Source organism: Paramesorhizobium salinisoli, from assembly GCF_003335045.1.
Classification (GTDB): Bacteria; Pseudomonadota; Alphaproteobacteria; order Rhizobiales; family Rhizobiaceae; genus Paramesorhizobium; species Paramesorhizobium salinisoli.
Map to the genome: position 1 here is coordinate 130,014 of NZ_QOZG01000005.1, position 17,605 is coordinate 147,618.

Here is a 17,605-nt window from a genome sequence, read left to right on the forward strand (position 1 = left end):
GGAAAACCGGTTCCCACTTTTCCTGGACTTGCTCTGTGATGCGGCTTACCTAACATGGGAAGATGGAAAGACAAGGGTGAAGACATGGTAGCGCCGGTCCAATCGACAACACAGTCCGTCAATCTCAGCGGACGGGCGCTCGTCCTCATCACCGGCGAGGAGGCCGAAAAATTCCTGCAGGCGGTCATCACCACCGATCTCGACGATCTCGGAAAAGGCCAGATGAAACCCGGCGCGCTGCTTTCGCCACAGGGCAAGATCCTGTTCGATTATCTCGTCTCACGCGTGGAAGGCGGCTTGCGCTTCGACCTTGCCGCCGGCCATGCGGCGGATTTCGCCAAGCGGCTGACGCTTTACCGGCTGCGGTCGAAAGCGTCAATTTCCTTGCCAAATGAATCATTTGTCAGCGTTTCCTGGGGAAATGAATCCGTTTCCTCTGACGAGGATTCAGCTTTCTCACATAATGATTCAACGGTGATCGACTGCCGTTTCCCCACGGAGGCCAAGGTTCTGCGCCATTATGGCGAAAGTGCCGGCAGCACCGACGAAACCGCATGGACAGCACTCAGGATCGCCCATGGCGTGGCGGAGAGCGGCCATGATTTTGCCCTTGGGGATGCCTTTCCGCATGACGCCAATCTCGATCAGACGGGCGGTGTCTCGTTCCGCAAGGGATGCTTCATAGGACAGGAAGTGGTGTCGCGGATGCAGCATCGCGGAACCGCGCGACGGCGCGTTCTGATAGCGACGGGCGCTGCCGATTTGCCCGCCGCCGGGACGCCGCTTACTTCGGGCGGGCGCGAGATCGGCACGCTCGGCAGTGTTTCCGGCAACAACGGATTGGCGCTCGTTCGCATCGACCGGGTGAAGGACGCGATGGATTCGGGCACGCCGATCCTGGCCGGCGATGTGGCGGTGGCGCTCGCCATCCCCCCAGCGGCGCGTTTCGGGTTTCCCGAACAGGCGTCCGAGAACGCCTGATGGCCGGGGTCAAGACGGCTTCGCGCGACAAGACACGGGCATGGCAGCGCATGCTGTCGGGGCGCAGGCTCGACCTGCTGGACCCCTCGCCGCTCGACGTGGAGATATCCGATATCGCCCATGGGCTGTCGCGGGTGGCGCGCTGGAACGGCCAGACCGCGGGGGACCATGCCTTTTCCGTGGCCCAGCATTCGCTTCTCGTGGAGCAGATTTTTTCACGAATCGAGCCGGATGCCTCGCCCCAGCGGCGGATGATGGCGCTGCTTCACGATGCGCCGGAATATGTCATCGGCGACATGATCTCGCCGTTCAAGGCCGTGGTCGGCGGCGGCTACAAGGCGATTGAAACGCGGCTTCAGGTGGCGGTGCATCTGCGCTTTTCGCTGCCGGCTACGATGCCCGCCCCGCTGAAGGCGCAGATCAAGCGGGCCGACCAGATTGCCGCCTTCTTCGAGGCGACCCGGCTTGCGGGCTTTTCCGAAAGCGAGGCGGTGCGGTTTTTTGGCCGACCGCGCGGAATCGACCCGCTGGGGCTGGACCTTTTTCCGCGAGCGACGCAAAACGTGCAGAAGGATTTTCTCGATCGTTTCTTCGCGCTGGACGCGGCGCGTGGTGGAAAAGAGGGGGTTTAATGCCGCATATCGTTGTTTCACCGCTCTCGCGCCTTTGCGAAGCAGCGCGGGTTCATCGCCCGCGCGATATGGTGACCCTGATCAATACCGGCACGCTGATCGAGCGGCCGGATTGCATCGAGGCGGAGCGCCATCTGTTTCTCGGCTTCAACGATATCGTGCAGGAGATGCCCGATATGACGCCGCCGGCGATCGCGCATGTGGAAAAGCTGGTCAGCTTTGCTAAAGCGTGGGACCGGCAGGCGCCGCTGCTCATCCATTGTTTCGCCGGCATTTCCCGCTCGACGGCCGCCGCCTATATCGTGGCGAGCGCGCTCAATCCTGATATGGACGCCGTCAAACTCGCCGCCTCGTTGCGCGAACGCGCGCCATCGGCCACGCCGAACATCCGCCTCATAAGGCTCGCCGACGATCTCCTGGGACGTGGCGGTCGCATGGTCGATGCGGTGAATGCGATCGGGCGCGGCGCGGAGGCGTTCGAAGGCGTGCCGTTCGTCTTGCCGCTGGAGGTTTAGGATTGGTTCTTGTTTTAATGGAATCGCTAAGCGCCCCCCTCTGTCCTGCCGGACATCTCCCCCGCATGGGGGGAGATTGGCTGACATGGTACTCCCCGTTTACTCTACGACGTTTGCGGTTGGTGCCGAACGTCGATGGAGGCGCAATCTCCCCCCATGCGGGGGAGATGTCCGGCAGGACAGAGGGGGGCGCTGTCCCGCAAACGTCTCTATCTAAAAACGAAAAACTCTGATGCCACCGACCGCAACCGCAGTCGAGATCGGGTTGAGCGCGGCCATCGTCGCAGTGGCGGAAAACGATCCGCTCATTCTCTGCACGCCCGAGACGAGCGGCTCAGCCCTCGACGGACTGCCCTTCGGGCCATTCGACCCCCTCACCCATCGTACGCTCGAAACCGGCCTGCGCGCCTGGGTGAGCGAACAGGCGCGGTTGAAGCTTGGCTATGTCGAACAGCTCTACACTTTCGGTGACCGGGGCCGCTACAAGACCTCGCCGGAGGATGGCGCGCATGTCGTCTCGGTCGGCTATCTCGCGCTGACCCGCGCCGCGATGGCTGAGGACGGGAACCCCACCGCAGCACAATCCGGGCGCTGGCGCGAATGGTACGGTTTCCTGCCATGGGAGGACTGGCGCGGCGGCAAGCCGGCCCTGATCGACGAGATCATCCTGCCCGCCCTGTCGCGCTGGGCGGCAGAAAAAGGAAAACCGGCACAGGCCGAGCCGCGGGCGCAGCGCCTTCTCCCGCGCCTGACGCGGCTGCGGCTGGCATTCGGCCTCGATGGCGTTCCCTGGGATGAGGAACGGGTGCTCGAACGCTATGAGCTTCTGTACGAGGCGGGGCTGGTCGAGGAGGCTTCCAATGACGGCAATGCGCCCTGTCCTCCGCTTTCTGCATCGCTCGGGCGGGCGATGGCTTTCGATCACCGGCGCATTCTGGCGACGGCGATCGCGCGGCTGCGCGGCAAGCTCAAATACCGCCCGGTGATCTTCGAGCTGATGCCGCCAAGCTTCACGCTGACCGCGCTTCAGGAAACGGTCGAGGCGATTTCCGGCCGCCATCTGCACAAGCAGAATTTCCGCCGCCTGGTCGAGAGCGCCGATTTGGTGGAGCAGACCGGCGCGACCCTGACGCAAACCCGTGGCCGCCCTGCCGCGCTCTATCGGTTTCGGCACGAAGTGCTGGAGGAACGCCCCGCGCCGGGGCTGCGGCTGGGGGTTCGGTAGTTTTTACCGGATGCGCGCTTCCTCTCACCCCCCTTGGCCTGCCGGCCATCTCCCCCACAAGGAGGGGGATTACGCCTTCATGACGGTCCGGCATCAATCGTCGCCGTTGATGGGTGAACGACGGTCAATCGCCTCGCTACTGATCCACCGGCTTCAGTTCGCCCAACACCGTCGGAATAAGCTCCGACACGGTCGGATGAATGTGCACGGCGCGTTGCAGTGTCGTATAGGGCGCTCTGGCGTACATGATGTCGAGGATGCAGTGGATGGCTTCGTCGCCGCTGATCCCGAGAATGGATGCGCCGAGAATCTCCCGCGTATCGGCATCGACGATGATCTTCATGAAGCCCTGCGTTTCACCGCGTTCGACCGCCCTGGACACGCGGCTCATGGGGCGCGTGCCGATCAGCAGCCGCTTTCCAGTTTTGCGCGCCTCGGCCTCGCTGAGACCGACGCGGCCGAGCGGCGGATCGATATAGAGGGCATAGGCCGGCAACCGGTCGCTGACGCGGCGGGGATCGTCGTCGAGCAGATTGGCCGCGACGATCTCGAAATCATTATAGGATGTGTGGGTGAAGGCGCCCTTGCCGTTGCAGTCGCCGAGCGCCCATATCCCGGGAACATTGGTCCTCAACTGGTCATCGACCGTGATATAGCCGCGCTTGTCCGTTTCGACGCCAGCTTGGTCGAGGCCAAGATCGTTAGTGTTCGGCTGCCGTCCGACCGCCAGCAGGACATGCGAGGCCAATAACTCCCGGTCACCCGACCGGCAATCGATGCCGACAGCGATATCCGTCCCCTGCGGGGAAAAGCTGATGCATTCGGCATTGAGGCGGACATGGATGCCCTCCGCTTCGAGGATGTCCCTGACGGCGGCCGAGACATCCTCATCCTCGCGGGCGATCAGATGCGGCTTTCTCTCCAGCACCGTTACGTCGCTGCCGAAACGCCGGTACATCTGCGCGAATTCCAGGGCGACATAGCTGCCGCCGACGATGACGAGATGGCGCGGCAGGGTTTCGAGATCGAGAATGGAGGTGTTGGTGAGGTAATCGATCTCGCCGACACCGGGCATGTCGGGCACCAGCGCCCGGCCGCCCACATTGATGAAAATTCGGTCTGCCGACAGCAGGTCGTCGCCGACTCTGACCTCATGCGGGGATTCGAAGCGCGCTTGGCCGCGAAAGATCGTGCAGCGCTCCATACCCTCCAGCCACGACTCCAGATTGCTGCGCGATTTGCCTGAGACGGCGTCCTTGCGGGCCTTGACCGCCTTTATGTCGACTGCGACATCGCCCGCAATCGTCACGCCATAGCTCGCGGCCCGACGCGCGAGATGCGCGGCATAGGCGCTGGCGACCAGCGTCTTGGTGGGCGTGCAGCCGGTATTGACGCAGGTGCCACCGATCAGCTTACGTTCAACCAGCGCGACTGTCATGCCGGCCGCAGTGAGGCGGCCGGCCAGCGGCGGACCGGCCTGTCCCGCGCCGATGATGATCGCATCGAACTGCTTTGTCATCAGACCGCCCTCACGATCAGGATCGCGGCAATAATGGCGATGGCGTCCTCTATCAGCGCCGCCGGCCGATCCTTGCCGAAGGCGGCGGCGAGCCTCATGCGGAAGAGATATCCGCCAAGCGTTCCGAGCACGGCACCGACCGCGCCGGCAATGAGGCCGCCGATCCACACGCCGGCGGGAATGCCGAGAGCGGCGCCGCACAACGCACCGCTGACGATGCGGGCGCCGAATGGCCCCGGCATCTTGCGGCTTGGGGTGGAGGGCAACTGATCGGCGATCATCTCGCCGATCGCCGCCAGGCTCAGAATATAGGGCGTCCAGGCGTAGCCCAGAAAGGCGAGCCATGTACCCTCAAGATTGAGATAGCCGAGATGGGCGGCCCAGCTTACCGCCGCCGGCGCGGTCATGGCCCGCAGGCCTGCGACGATGCCGATCAAGAGCGCGAGAAGATAAATCGCCATTGCCTGTCCCCCAAAATGAGTACAGCCGGACGTTCGGCGTGCGCCACCTTAGCTCAAAACGACGCAAATGGAATATGGTCGGAATCAGCTTTTGTGAAAGGCGAGATGGACACCCAGGCCGACGATCATCGCACCGCCCGCCCGCTGCATGAGGCGCTGCGCGCCGCTCGAGCGCCGCAAGCGGTTGATCACTGCCCCTGCCAGCACCACGGAGACGACATCGGTGAAGGAGAACATCAGGTTGACGATGGTTCCCAGGAAGACGAACTGGAACCAGACGGGCAAGGTCGCCGACGGATCGATAAACTGCGGCAGGAAGGCCATGAAGAAGATCGCCGTCTTGGGATTGAGAACCTCAACCGTGACGCTCTCCAGAAAAGCCCGGCGACCGGATTTAGGCAAAATGCCCGGAACGGCCGCCTCCTCCCCTTGCGCCCTGGCGCGGAACAGCGAAATCCCCAGCCAGACCAGATAGGCCGCGCCTGCGAATTTGACCACGAGGTAGAGCACGGGAACGGCGTGAAAGAGCACCGAAAGCCCGGCGGCGGCAGCGATCACATGGACATAGCCGCCGAGATGGATGCCCAGCGCCGCCATCAGGCCGGACCAGCGGCCTCGCGCCATGGCCTGCGCCGCGGCATAGAGCATCGCCGGGCCGGGAATGAAGGCGAAGAGCGCCGTGGTGGCGAGAAAGGCGATAAACAACTCGTGTGACGGCATTCAATTCGTTCCCGCGTTCCGGATGGAAACGACTATAGACGATGCGTTCGCCATGTATGGAGGAAAGTTTAGTCCGTCGCTACCGTCCGTCGCTACCGTCCGTCGATCCCGGACCTCGCGAAGAGATCGGCAGCCCAATCGACGAATGCCCGGACCTTGCTGCTCAAATGCCGGTTCGGCGGAAAGACGACGAAGATCGGCATCGACTCCCTCTTCCAGTCGGTGAGGATCGGCTGCAGCGTGCCTTCGGCGAACGGCTTCCGGGTCATCAGCTGCGGCGCCTGGATGATCCCCATTCCGGCCTCCGCGGCGGCGACGTAGGTGATCGCCTCATTTGCGGCAACGATGTAGCGCCCGAAAACCTCCAGTCGCTCCTCGCCCTCGCGCTGGAATTCGAGCGGCAATTGCTGGCCTGTCTGGGCACGGAAATAGCCGACCACGTAATGATCCGGCTCCAGTTCTCGCGGGTGCTGAGGCTCGCCGAACTTCTTGAGATAGGAGGGCGCTGCGCAAGTGACGAAATGCAGCTGCGCGATGCGCCGCGCAATCAGCGATTGGTCGGTGATCTCGCCGATGCGGATCGCGCAATCGACATTTTCCGCCAGGATGTCGACAGGCCGGTCGGAGACCCCCAGGTCAAGGCGGATGCCGGGATGCCGGGCCTTGAAATCCCACAGGTTCGGGATAAGAACCAAATTTGCCAGCGCGCCCGACATTTCCACCCGCACCCGCCCCTGCGGCAAGCCTTGCGCGTCGGCCAGGCCGGAATCGAGTTCTTCCAGATCAGCGATGAGCCTCAGCGCGCGGTCGTAATAGAGCGCGCCGTCATGGGTCACCAGCACGCGGCGGGTCGTCCTGTTCAAAAGCTTGGTGCGCAGATGCCCCTCCAGGCTCTGGATCAGCTTGGTGACGGTCGCCTTGGGCATACCCAACGATTCGGACGCGCGAGAGAAATTGCCTGCTTCCACCACCCGGATAAAGGCGCGCATGGCGGCTAATTGGTCCATCCCTCAATCCCCATGACTTCTTGATTCCAGCCAAGATTTTTATCCGAAAACCGGTGCCCCACCTTTCGGAAATCCCGCTCATTGTTCACGCACAGAAACAGTGTTGTGGCGTAGTTGGGATTTTTTCGAGCGCAAAACAATACCATGTTAGGGCTTCATTGTGCTTTGCAGCAATCCTCCTGACAAAATGGTGTCAGGAGGACTGTGCGATAGGACATTCAACAACTAGTCTTTGATGAAGATTCAGAGACGGAGTTTGGAAATCATGGGTGCGGTCTGGGCAGAGGAGATATTGGAGAGCGATGCCGGCCCGATAAGGGTGCGTGTCTATCGCGGGAAGGTGGCTGCGAAGGCGCCGCCTCTGGTGCTGCATCTTCATGGCGGCGCCTTTCTTGGCGGCTCGGCGAAATGCGGACATCTGGTGTCGACGCTGCTTGCTGACGCCGGGGCAGTGGTGGTGGCGCCGGATTATTGCAAGGCGGTCAAAGACCCTTTCCCGGCGGCGCTGAAGTTCACCTATGGGCTGCTCGGGACCATGTGCAAGGGTCGCGGCCAGCTCGCGAGCAAGAAATCGGCGCTCTTCGTCGCCGGTGAGGAAGCGGGCGGCAATCTCGCCGCCGGGCTGGCCTTGAAGGCGCGCGACGTGGCCCTGGGCGGTTTGCAGGGGCAGATCCTGCTTTCTCCCATGCTCGATCCGAGCGTGGCGACGGGTTCGTTCCGCAAGACGCAAGCAGGTGAGATGAACTGCAAGTGGGCCGATGGCTGGAAGCATTATCTCGGCTTCGGGGCCTGCCATCCTTATGCCACGCCCGGCTATTCGCTACGCCTTGCCGGCGTTGCACCCGCGCTGGTGGTTACCGCCGAGGACGACCCGATGCGCGACGAAAGCATGAATTACGCGCGGCGTCTGAGAGAGGCGGGCGTCAGCGTTCACGAGCATGTACTGGCCGGGAAGACCGGTTGGCCGAATGCCTACTGCGATGACACAGGCGTCCGGCCGGAGTGGGGGGAGACCGTTCGCGGCTTTTTCACCGAATTTTTCCGGGAAACGGGAGCCCTGGCCCACTGAGCAAGATTTACATCAGGATTTTCACACTACATCGGCGTTAAACGCCACACGGAGACAGATATGAAGATGTTTGCCCCTCGCCGGCTCCTCTGGAGCGCCGGTCTGATCCTTGCTGCGTCGGTTTCCGGCACGGCGCTCTATACCAACCTGCCGGGCGGCGCCCAGGCGGAGACAAGTGCCGCCGCGCCTGCAGCGGCGCCTGCGATACCGGTTTCGGTCGCCACTGTCGAAGCGCGCGACGTCACCATCTGGCAGGAATTTTCCGGCCGTCTCGAAGCGGTCGACCGCGTCGAGGTCCGCTCGCGCGTCGCCGGAGCCATCCAGTCGGTTCATTTCCGCGAAGGCTCCCTCGTCAAGAAGGGCGATCTCCTCGTGACCATCGACCCCGCCCCGTTCGAGGCGGCGGTGGCACGCGCCGAGGCCCAGGTCGAGGCAGCCCAGGCGCGGATGGATCTGACGAAGCTGGAACTGGAGCGCGGGCGCAGGCTCGTTTCCTCCCGCACCGTTTCGCAAAGCGACCTCGACCAGCGCCTCAGCGCATCGCATGAGGCGGCGGCGACCTTGCGTTCGGCGGAAGCCGCGCTGCAGTCGGCCCGCCTCGACCTTGGCTATACCGAGGTGCGGGCTCCCATAGCGGGCCGCGCCGGCAGGTTCGAGATCACTGCCGGCAATCTGGTGGCGGCTGGGTCCGGTTCGCCTGTCCTGACGAAGCTCGTCTCCGTCGATCCGATCTATGCGAGCTTCGATGTCGACGAACAGCTCGTGGCGCGTGCCCTGACGCAGCTTCCCGTGGGGAAGAATGGCGCACCGGCCGTCGAGCAGATTCCCGTAGAGATCAGCACGGCAAACGATGCCGACGCGCCGATCAGCGGCCATCTGCAGCTCATCAACAATGAGGTCGATACGGCAAGCGGCACAGTGCGCGTGCGGGCCGTCTTCGACAATCCGGATGGCCGGCTGATTCCAGGCCAGTTCGTCCGCGTGCGGATGGGCGAGCCGAAGGCCGAACGGCAGTTGATGATCAGCGAGCGGGCGATCGGGACCGACCAGGACAAGAAATTCGTGCTGGTCGTGGATGCCGAGAACAAGCTCGTCTATCGCCAGGTGACGCTGGGTGCGGCGTCGGAAGGCCTGCGTGTCGTCGAAAGCGGCCTCAATCCCGGGGAGCGCATCGTCGTCAATGGATTGCAACGGGTTCGCGCCGGTGCGGTGGTCGAGCCACAGACGGTTGCGATGGTCCCGGACGAACAGCCGCTGGCCACCGCCCAACGCTGATACTCCGGACGAAACGGCGGCAACCGCCGTTTCGTCCAAGGCAACTTGGATTCCGAATGACGCTGCCGCGACGGAAGAAGCCCTTCCGTCGCAAGCCCGTTCTCTAACTCAAAATCACACTCCCAGAGGGACGTGACATGAACATATCGAGATTTTTCGTTGACCGTCCCGTCTTCGCCGGCGTGCTGTCTGTGCTGATCCTGGTGTCCGGTCTGCTGGGCCTCCGCGCCCTGCCGATTTCGGAATATCCGGAAGTCGTGCCGCCGCAGATCGTGGTGCGGGCACAATATCCCGGCGCCAATCCGCGCGTCATCGCCGAAACGGTGGCAACACCGATCGAAGAGGCGATCAATGGCGTGGAAGACATGCTCTACATGTCGAGCCAGGGCACTACGGACGGCGTGATGACGCTGACGGTGACCTTCAAGCTCGGCACCGACCCTGATAAGGCGCAGCAGCTCGTACAAAACCGCGTCAGCCAGGCTGAGCCTCGCCTGCCGGAAGAGGTCCGGCGTCTCGGCGTCACCACGGTGAAGAGTTCGCCAAACCTGACCATGGTGGTGCATCTGCTTTCGCCGAACGACCGCTATGATATCACGTATCTGCGTAACTACGCGGTGCTGAATGTAAAGGACAGGCTGGCACGGATCAACGGCGTCGGCCAGGTGCAGATTTTTGGCGGCGGCGACTATTCCATGCGGATATGGCTCGACCCGCAGAAAGTGGCGGAGCGGGGCCTTTCGGCCAGCGACGTGGTGCAGGCGGTGCGTGAGCAGAACATCCAGGCGGCGGCCGGCATCATCGGTGCCTCGCCAAGCGTGCCGGACCTCGACTTCCAGCTTTCGGTCAATGCGCAGGGACGGCTGAGTTCCGTCGAGGATTTCGGCAATATCATCATCAAAACAGGCGCCAATGGCGAGATCACGCGGCTGCGTGATGTTGCCCGCCTCGAGCTTGGCTCTTCCGAATATTCGCTGCGCTCGCTGCTCGACAACAAGCAGGCGGTGGGGATAGGTATCTTCCAGGCGCCGAACTCCAATGCCATCCAGATATCGGACGATATCCGCGAGGTAATGGACGAAGTGCAGAAGACCATGCCGGAAGGCGTGAAGTACGAAATCGCCTATGACACGACGCAGTTCGTCCGCGCCTCCATCGACGCTGTCGTTCACACGCTGCTCGAAGCCGTCGCGCTGGTGGTGCTCGTCGTCATCGTCTTCCTGCAGACATGGCGCGCCTCGATCATCCCGCTCGTCGCCGTTCCCGTCTCCATCATCGGCACTTTCGCGGTGATGTATGTCTTCGGCTTTTCGATCAACGCGCTCAGCCTCTTCGGCCTGGTGCTCGCCATTGGTATCGTGGTGGATGACGCCATCGTCGTGGTGGAGAATGTGGAACGCAATATCGAGGAAGGGTTGAGCCCACGCGATGCCACCTATCGCGCCATGCGGGAGGTTTCCGGCCCGATCGTCGCAATTGCGCTGGTGCTTGTCGCGGTGTTCGTGCCGCTCGCCTTCATCTCGGGGCTCACCGGACAGTTCTATCGCCAGTTCGCGCTGACAATCGCAATCTCCACGGTCATCTCCGCCTTCAACTCGCTTACGTTGTCCCCGGCGCTGGCGGCAATGCTGCTGCGTGGCCACGATGCGCCCAAGGATTGGCTCACCCGCGTCATGGATGGCCTGTTCGGCTGGTTCTTCCGCGGCTTCAACCGTGCGTTCGGCGCCAGCTCCAACGCCTATGGCGGCGGCGTCCGGCGCATTCTTTCGCGTAAGACGATCATCATGGGGCTTTATCTGGTGCTTGTTGGCCTCACCTTCGTCATGTTCAACAAGGTCCCCGGCGGCTTCGTGCCAGGACAGGACAAGCAATATCTCGTCGGCTTCGCGCAATTGCCCGACGGGGCGACGCTCGACCGCACGGACGCTGTCATCCGGAAAATGAGCGACATTGCCCGCCAGCAGCCTGGCGTGGAGGCTACCCTCGGCTTCCCGGGCCTGTCGATCAACGGCTTCACCAACTCGTCGAATGCGGGCATCGTGTTCGTGATGCTGAAGCCGTTCGAGGAGCGCAAGACGCCGGATCTTTCGGGTGGCGCCGTTGCCATGGCGTTGAACCAGAAATTCGCCGGGATCCAGGATGCGTTCATCGCAATGTTCCCGCCTCCGCCGGTGATGGGCATGGGCCAGATCGGCGGCTTCAAGCTGCAGATCGAGGACCGTAACGGCCTCGGCTACGAGGCGCTGGACCAGGCAACCAAGGCGTTTCTCGGCAAGGCCTACGCCGCGCCGGAACTGGCAGGCCTGTTCTCGAGCTACCAGATCAACGTGCCGCAGCTCTATGCCGATATCGACAGGGCCAAGGCGCATCAGCTGGGTGTTGCGGTCACGGATATCTTCGACACGCTGCAGATCTATCTGGGCTCGCTCTATGTCAACGACTTCAACCAGTTCGGACGGACCTATTCGGTTCGGATGCAGGCCGACGCGCCCTATCGCGCGCGCCCGGAGGATATAGGCAAGCTGAAGGTGCGCTCGCAGTCGGGTGAGATGATCCCGCTGTCGGTGCTGCTCAACATCCAGCCAAGTGCCGGACCGGAACGTGCGGTTCGCTACAACGGCTTCCTCTCTGCCGATATCAACGGCGGTCCTGCGCCCGGCTATTCCTCCGGCCAGGCCCAGGAGGTGATTGAAAAGATCGCCGCCGAGACCCTGCCCGCCGGCATCAGCTATGAGTGGACGGACCTTACCTACCAGCAGATCATCGCCGGCAATTCGGGCATCATCATCTTCCCGCTGGCGTTGCTCCTGGTGTTCCTGGTGCTCGCGGCGCAATATGAGAGCCTGGCATTGCCGCTTGCCATCATCATGATCGTGCCGATGGGCATTCTGGCGGCGCTGACCGGCGTGTGGCTCAGCCATGGCGACAACAACATCTTCACCCAGATCGGGTTGATCGTGCTGGTCGGCCTGTCGGCGAAGAATGCGATCCTGATCGTCGAGTTCGCCCGAGAGCTCGAATTCGGCGGCATGACGCCGAGGGAGGCGGCGATCGAGGCGAGCAGGCTACGCCTTCGCCCGATCCTGATGACGTCCCTCGCCTTCATCATGGGCGTGGTGCCGCTGGTGCTTTCGACCGGCGCGGGCGCGGAAATGCGCCAGGCCATGGGCATCGCGGTCTTTGCCGGCATGATCGGGGTGACGGCATTCGGCATCTTCCTGACGCCGGTGTTCTATGTGCTCCTGCGCCAATTGTCCGGAAACCGCCCGCTCAAGCATACCGGCGAAGGGACTATTCCCGTGCCGCACGCCGAAGGCACTGCCCAGGAACCGGCGACGCAAGCGCACTGATCGCAAGCGCAGCAACCCACCAACAGAACCCCGCGGATGGCGACATCCGCGGGGTTCTTTCTTATCGGCTTCAAATCAGGATATAGATCGGCTCCATCCATGAGTTGGAGCCGTTGAGCCATGAGCGAAGACACCATCCAGACCGTCGTCAGGCCAGCCGAAGCGGGTGACGAGAACAAGTGGCGCGCGCTGTTTGCCGCCTATAACGCGTTCTACAGGGCCAGCGTGCCGGAAGCGGTGATCGCCACCACGTGGAAGCGCATTCTCGATCCCGGATCAGATGTGAAGGCTGTCATCGCCGAACGCGGTGGCGAAATCATCGGCTTTGCCAACTACCTCTTCCACGCTTCGACATGGAGCGACCGTCCGAACTGCTATCTGGAAGATCTGTTCGTCGATCCGGCGGCGCGCGGCGGCGGGGCAGCCAGGAAGCTCATCGAAGGGGTCGAGGCGGCGGCGCGGGTCAAGAACGCCTTCCGCATCTACTGGCACACGCAGGAATATAACGCCCCTGCCCGCTCGCTCTACGATACGATCACGCCGCGCTCCTCATTCATCGTCTATCGCAAGGCGCTCTGAGCGGCAGCTTTATTTCTTGAGCTTGTAGACCTGGTCGTCGGTCGGGAAGGCGCGGGTGCGAACATCGTCGGCGTAGGCCTTCACCGCTGCCTCTATCGCGGTGGCGACAGCGCCATATTGCTTGACGAATTTCGGCGGCTTCGGATTGAGGCCGAGCATGTCCTCCAACACCAATATCTGGCCGTCGCATTCCCTCGAAGCGCCGATGCCGATGGTCGGAATGTCGATTTCGCGGGTGATCTCGGCGGCAAGCGGCTCGACAATGCCTTCCAGCACCACGGCGAAGGCTCCCGCCTCTGCCACGGCCCGCGCATCCGCCTTGATCACCGGCCAATGGGCGGGATCGCGGCCTTGCGTCTTGAAGCCGCCCATAGTGTTGACCGCCTGCGGCGTCAGCCCGATATGGGCCATGACGGGAATGCCGCGCTCGGTCAGGAAATGGATCGTCTCGGCCATGCGCGCGCCGCCTTCGAGCTTCACCGCGCCGCAGGCCGTTTCCTTCATGATGCGGGCGGCGTTGCGAAAGGCTTCCGACGGGCTCTCCTCATAGGTGCCGAACGGCATGTCAACGACGATCAGCGCTTGGCTCGATCCACGGACGACGGCGCGTCCATGCACGATCATCATTTCCAGCGTGACGCCGATGGTCGAATCCATCCCGTGCATGACCATGCCCAGGCTGTCGCCGACCAGCATGAAATCGGCATAGCGGTCGACTATCGCCGCTGTGTGGGCATGATAAGCGGTGAGCGAAACGATGGGCTCGCCGCCCTTGCGCGCGCGGATATCCGGCGCGGTGACCCGGCGGGTGACGATTTCCTGGCTCATGCGTTTTCTCCAGCCTTGCTCGTGTTTATTACCCGCTGATCGATCAATCTGACCTTACCGAAGCGAACGGTCAGAAGAACGACCACAGGTCTGGCAATCTTTCCCGCAACCTTCGACAGATCGTCCGCATCGCGGATATCCACTGCCTCGATCACGCCGCGCGGTTCGGCCTCGAGTACCTTCAGCATCGCCTTGCGGATCGCTGCCACCGAGCGTTCCCCGCCCGCCGCCTGTTTTTCGGCGGCAGCAAGCGCCTTCGACAGGACCACGGCGGCCTGGCGGTCCTCCGGCGTCAAAAGCGCATTGCGCGAGGAACATGCAAGCCCGTCCTCCTCACGGACCGTCGGCACGCCGGATATTTCGACCGGGAAATCCATATCGGCCACCATGCGGCGAATGATGGCGAGTTGCTGATAGTCCTTCTCGCCGAAGAAGGCGCGGTCTGGCTGGACGATGTTGAAGAGCTTGGCGACAACAGTGGTCACACCGCGGAAGTGGCCCGGGCGGATGCGGCCGATCAGGATGCGCGACAGATGCGTGGTCTCGACGATGGTTTCCGCGCCGGGGCGATAGATCTCCGCCACATCGGGGGTAAACACATAATCGACGCCCTCGGCTTCGAGCAGCTTGAGATCGCGTTCGAGATCGCGCGGATAGGTGGACAGGTCCTCATTGGCACCGAACTGCGTCGGGTTGACGAAGATCGACGCCACCGTCACGTCGCAGGATTTGCGCGAGTGGCGCACCAGCGTCAGATGGCCGATATGGAGATAGCCCATCGTCGGCACGAGGCCGATTGTGCGGCCCGTCCGCCGTTCAACCTTCAGCGCCGCGCGCAGGTCCGCGATGGTCGAAATGACTTTCATTGGTCTATCCCGATATCCAATCCCACATCCAGCGTCGGCGCGGCCATGGTGATCTTAGAGGTCGAAATATAATCGACACCGGTTTCCGCGACAGCCCTGATCGTGTCGAAGGAAATATTGCCGGAGGCTTCCAGTTTTGCGCGTCCTGCATTGATTTTCACCGCTTTTTCAAGAGCCTCCGGCGGCATATTGTCAAGAAGAATCACATCCGCGCCGACCGACAGCGCTTCCTCCATCTGGACGATCGTATCCACCTCGATCTCGATCTTGACCAGATGACCCGCATAGGCGCGCGCGGCCTCTATCGCCTTTGCCACGCCGCCTGCCACCACGATGTGGTTGTCCTTGATCAGGATCGCATCGTCGAGCCCGAAACGGTGGTTCGCGCCACCACCGCAGCGCACCGCATATTTTGCGAAGGCCCGCATGCCGGGCACGGTCTTGCGCGTGTCGCAGACCTTCGCGCCGGTATGAGCGATGAGATCGGCGAATTTCGCGGTATAGGTGGCGATCCCACTCAGATACATGAGAAAATTCAGCGCCACCCGCTCGGCGGAAAGGATGGCGCGGGCGCTACCCTCGGCTCGGGCGATCACCTGGCCGGGGTTTACTCTTTCGCCATCCCTGACGAGGCTCACGAATTTCACCGCCGGATCGAGCAATGCGAAAGCGGTTTCGGCGAAGGCGAGACCTGCCACGATTCCGGCCTCGCGGCTGGCGAGAACCGCCTTTGCCTGCGCCCCTTCGGCAATGGTGGCATAGGTGGTGATATCGCCGGCGCGGCCCAGATCCTCGGCAAGCGCGGCGCGCACCGCCTCCTCCACCATCAGACGCGGCAGGACGGGGGGATTGGGTTTGGCTGATGTCATCAGGCGAATTCCAGATAATGGTCGGCGAGTTGGTCGGCCTCGGCGAGGGTCAGGTAGGAACGGCGCTGCCACTCGAGGCGCGCTTCGGGGAAATCGTCACGGAAATGCCCGCCCCGGCTTTCCTCGCGCTTGAGCGCGCTGACGGCGACGAGCTTTGCCGCAGTCAGCGTGTTGGCAAAGGCGGCGTTGTGGTTGGCCTGTTCGAGCCCAATGATGATGCGCAGACCCTCCTGCATGCCGGCGCGGTCGCGGATGACCCCGAAACGCGCGCTCATGGTCTGGCGCAGCAGGGCCATGGCTTTCGTGTCTGCAGCCATTTCTGCGTCCTCGTCGCTGATTGAGCCATCGGCCCAGTCGGACGTTACACCCTTTGGCAGAAGCCCGTCGATATCGGCGGCGATGCGGGCGGAAAAGACCACCGCTTCGAGAAGCGAATTAGAGGCGAGGCGATTGGCGCCATGCGCGCCCGTCGAAGCAGCCTCGCCGCAGGCCCAGAGACCTTCGAGCGAGGTGCGGCCATCGGCATCGGTGAGGACGCCGCCCATGAAATAATGCGCGGCAGGGATAACCGGGATCGGCTGCGTGACCGGGTCAATGCCTGCCTCGCGGCAATAGCCATAGACGGTCGGGAATTCCTCGGGGAAGCTCTCGCCAACGGCGGTCGTACAATCGAGCCATGCGCCCCTGCCCGCCATCACCTCGGCGAAAATGCCGCGCGCCACCACGTCGCGCGGGGCCATTTCGCCCGCCGGGTCGATGGCGAGCATGAAGCGCTCGCCCCGGTCGTTGACCAGCGTGGCGCCATGGCCGCGCAAGGCCTCGGTCGCCAGCGGCGCGGGGTCCTTGCCGACATTCAGTGCAGTGGGATGAAACTGTACGAACTCCATGTCGGCGAGCGTCGCCCCAGCCCGTGCGGCCATGCCGATACCACCGCCGCGCGCTTCCGAGGGGTTGGTCGTCACCGCGTAGAGATGGCCGATGCCGCCGGAGGCAAGCACCACGACACGGGCCGGCAGATGCAGGCGCTGGGGGCGCGCTCCCGCGTCGCCGCGCGCAAAAATGCCCGAGACACGACCGCTTTTCCTAGTGATCTCCTCGGCGACGAAACCCTCCAGCACGCGGATCGACGGCGTGCGGCGCACCGCATCGACCAGCGCCTGCATGATGGCGCGGCCCGCCATGTCGCCGCGCACCCGCACGATCCGGCTTTGCGAATGCGCCGCCTCGCGCGAGACCTGCAGCCTGCCGTCGAGATCACGGTCGAAGGGGACGCCATAGGACAGAAGATCGTGGACGCGGTCGGTGGCTTCCGACACCATAAGCCGCGCGATCTTCTCGTCAACGATGCCGTCGCCTGCGGCGAGCGTGTCGGCCAGATGCTGCTCGATCGTATCGCCCTCGGAGACCGCAGCAGCGATGCCCGCCTGCGCCCAGGCCGACGACGCGCCACGACCGATGGGTGCCGCGGCAAGGATGGTGACGGGTCGGGGGGCGAGCTTCAGCGCGCAGAACAGGCCGGCGAGGCCGCCGCCTACGATGATGATGTCAGTTAGGGGCATGGGTGATATCCCTCAGCGGGACAGCGCCGCCCTCTGGCTTGCCAGCCATCTCCCCCGCAAGGGGGGAGATTACGCCTTCATAAACGCGCGGCGCCAGTCGCACACGTTTGACGATGGGCTGGGAGAGCAATGTTAGCCAATCTCCCCCCC

16 protein-coding genes are annotated in these 17,605 nt (G+C 63.1%); 8 read left to right on the top strand and 8 right to left on the bottom strand.

What is annotated here, in order from left to right; all coding sequences use genetic code 11:
* Nucleotides 1-54: 54 nt before the first annotated feature.
* The 4 genes from ygfZ to DUT91_RS12915 all read left to right on the top strand — a co-directional run bounded on the left by ygfZ (nt 55) and on the right by DUT91_RS12915 (nt 3,353).
* Nucleotides 55-981: a CAF17-like 4Fe-4S cluster assembly/insertion protein YgfZ gene (gene ygfZ / locus DUT91_RS12895; protein WP_425373789.1), complete on the top strand. Its 927-nt coding sequence runs from the start codon at nt 55-57 to the stop codon at nt 979-981.
* A complete protein-coding gene (locus DUT91_RS12900; RefSeq protein WP_114440824.1) occupies nt 981-1,613 on the top strand; it encodes an HD domain-containing protein in 633 nt (210 codons plus the stop codon). Before ygfZ ends, DUT91_RS12900 begins: the two co-directional genes overlap by 1 nt.
* Nucleotides 1,613-2,128, top strand: a complete 516-nt coding sequence (locus tag DUT91_RS12905) for a tyrosine phosphatase family protein (RefSeq protein ID WP_114440825.1) — start codon at nt 1,613-1,615, stop codon at nt 2,126-2,128. Before DUT91_RS12900 ends, DUT91_RS12905 begins: the two co-directional genes overlap by 1 nt.
* Before the next feature lie 232 nt (nt 2,129-2,360).
* Nucleotides 2,361-3,353 carry an NUDIX hydrolase gene (locus DUT91_RS12915; RefSeq protein ID WP_114440826.1) on the top strand — a complete coding sequence of 331 codons (993 nt, stop codon included), beginning with the start codon at nt 2,361-2,363 and terminating at the stop codon, nt 3,351-3,353.
* Between the two features lie 136 nt (nt 3,354-3,489).
* Here the strand turns inward: DUT91_RS12915 and DUT91_RS12920 are convergent, their stop codons facing one another.
* The 4 genes from DUT91_RS12920 to DUT91_RS12935 all read right to left on the bottom strand — a co-directional run bounded on the left by DUT91_RS12920 (nt 3,490) and on the right by DUT91_RS12935 (nt 7,060).
* Nucleotides 3,490-4,875: an FAD-containing oxidoreductase gene (locus tag DUT91_RS12920; RefSeq protein ID WP_245419728.1), complete on the bottom strand. Its 1,386-nt coding sequence runs from the start codon at nt 4,873-4,875 to the stop codon at nt 3,490-3,492.
* Nucleotides 4,872-5,333, bottom strand: coding sequence for a DUF4126 domain-containing protein (locus DUT91_RS12925; RefSeq protein WP_114440828.1), 462 nt, complete (start codon nt 5,331-5,333; stop codon nt 4,872-4,874). Before DUT91_RS12925 ends, DUT91_RS12920 begins: the two co-directional genes overlap by 4 nt.
* Nucleotides 5,334-5,417: 84 nt before the next feature.
* Nucleotides 5,418-6,053, bottom strand: coding sequence for a LysE family translocator (locus DUT91_RS12930; RefSeq protein WP_114440829.1), 636 nt, complete (start codon nt 6,051-6,053; stop codon nt 5,418-5,420).
* Nucleotides 6,054-6,145: 92 nt separating this feature from the next.
* Nucleotides 6,146-7,060: a LysR family transcriptional regulator gene (locus tag DUT91_RS12935; RefSeq protein ID WP_114440830.1), complete on the bottom strand. Its 915-nt coding sequence runs from the start codon at nt 7,058-7,060 to the stop codon at nt 6,146-6,148.
* 265 nt (nt 7,061-7,325) lie between these two features.
* On the opposite strand from DUT91_RS12935, the gene DUT91_RS12940 reads away from it, so the two are divergent.
* The 4 genes from DUT91_RS12940 to DUT91_RS12955 all read left to right on the top strand — a co-directional run bounded on the left by DUT91_RS12940 (nt 7,326) and on the right by DUT91_RS12955 (nt 13,333).
* Nucleotides 7,326-8,129, top strand: coding sequence for an alpha/beta hydrolase (locus DUT91_RS12940; RefSeq protein ID WP_114440831.1), 804 nt, complete (start codon nt 7,326-7,328; stop codon nt 8,127-8,129).
* 60 nt (nt 8,130-8,189) lie between these two features.
* Nucleotides 8,190-9,404, top strand: a complete 1,215-nt coding sequence (locus tag DUT91_RS12945) for an efflux RND transporter periplasmic adaptor subunit (RefSeq protein ID WP_114440832.1) — start codon at nt 8,190-8,192, stop codon at nt 9,402-9,404.
* Between the two features lie 137 nt (nt 9,405-9,541).
* The gene (locus tag DUT91_RS12950; protein ID WP_114440833.1) at nt 9,542-12,754 is read left to right on the top strand and encodes an efflux RND transporter permease subunit; all 3,213 of its coding nucleotides are present in this window, start codon (nt 9,542-9,544) and stop codon (nt 12,752-12,754) included.
* A 120-nt stretch (nt 12,755-12,874) separates the two neighbouring features.
* Nucleotides 12,875-13,333, top strand: coding sequence for a GNAT family N-acetyltransferase (locus DUT91_RS12955; RefSeq protein WP_114440834.1), 459 nt, complete (start codon nt 12,875-12,877; stop codon nt 13,331-13,333).
* 9 nt (nt 13,334-13,342) lie between these two features.
* On the opposite strand, the gene panB is transcribed toward DUT91_RS12955, so the two are convergent.
* Genes panB through DUT91_RS12975 form a run of 4 tightly spaced genes read right to left on the bottom strand, consistent with a single transcriptional unit; the run spans nt 13,343 to nt 17,455 of the window.
* Entirely contained in the window at nt 13,343-14,161 is an 819-nt protein-coding gene (gene panB, locus DUT91_RS12960) for a 3-methyl-2-oxobutanoate hydroxymethyltransferase (RefSeq protein WP_114440835.1), read from the bottom strand.
* Nucleotides 14,158-15,027, bottom strand: a complete 870-nt coding sequence (gene panC / locus DUT91_RS12965; protein WP_114440836.1) for a pantoate--beta-alanine ligase — start codon at nt 15,025-15,027, stop codon at nt 14,158-14,160. Before panC ends, panB begins: the two co-directional genes overlap by 4 nt.
* The gene (nadC, locus tag DUT91_RS12970; RefSeq protein WP_114440837.1) at nt 15,024-15,896 is read right to left on the bottom strand and encodes a carboxylating nicotinate-nucleotide diphosphorylase; all 873 of its coding nucleotides are present in this window, start codon (nt 15,894-15,896) and stop codon (nt 15,024-15,026) included. The genes panC and nadC overlap by 4 nt, the downstream gene beginning before the upstream one ends.
* Complete coding sequence (locus DUT91_RS12975; protein WP_114440838.1) at nt 15,896-17,455, bottom strand: L-aspartate oxidase; 1,560 nt, start codon at nt 17,453-17,455, stop codon at nt 15,896-15,898. The genes nadC and DUT91_RS12975 overlap by 1 nt, the downstream gene beginning before the upstream one ends.
* Nucleotides 17,456-17,605: the final 150 nt, after the last annotated feature.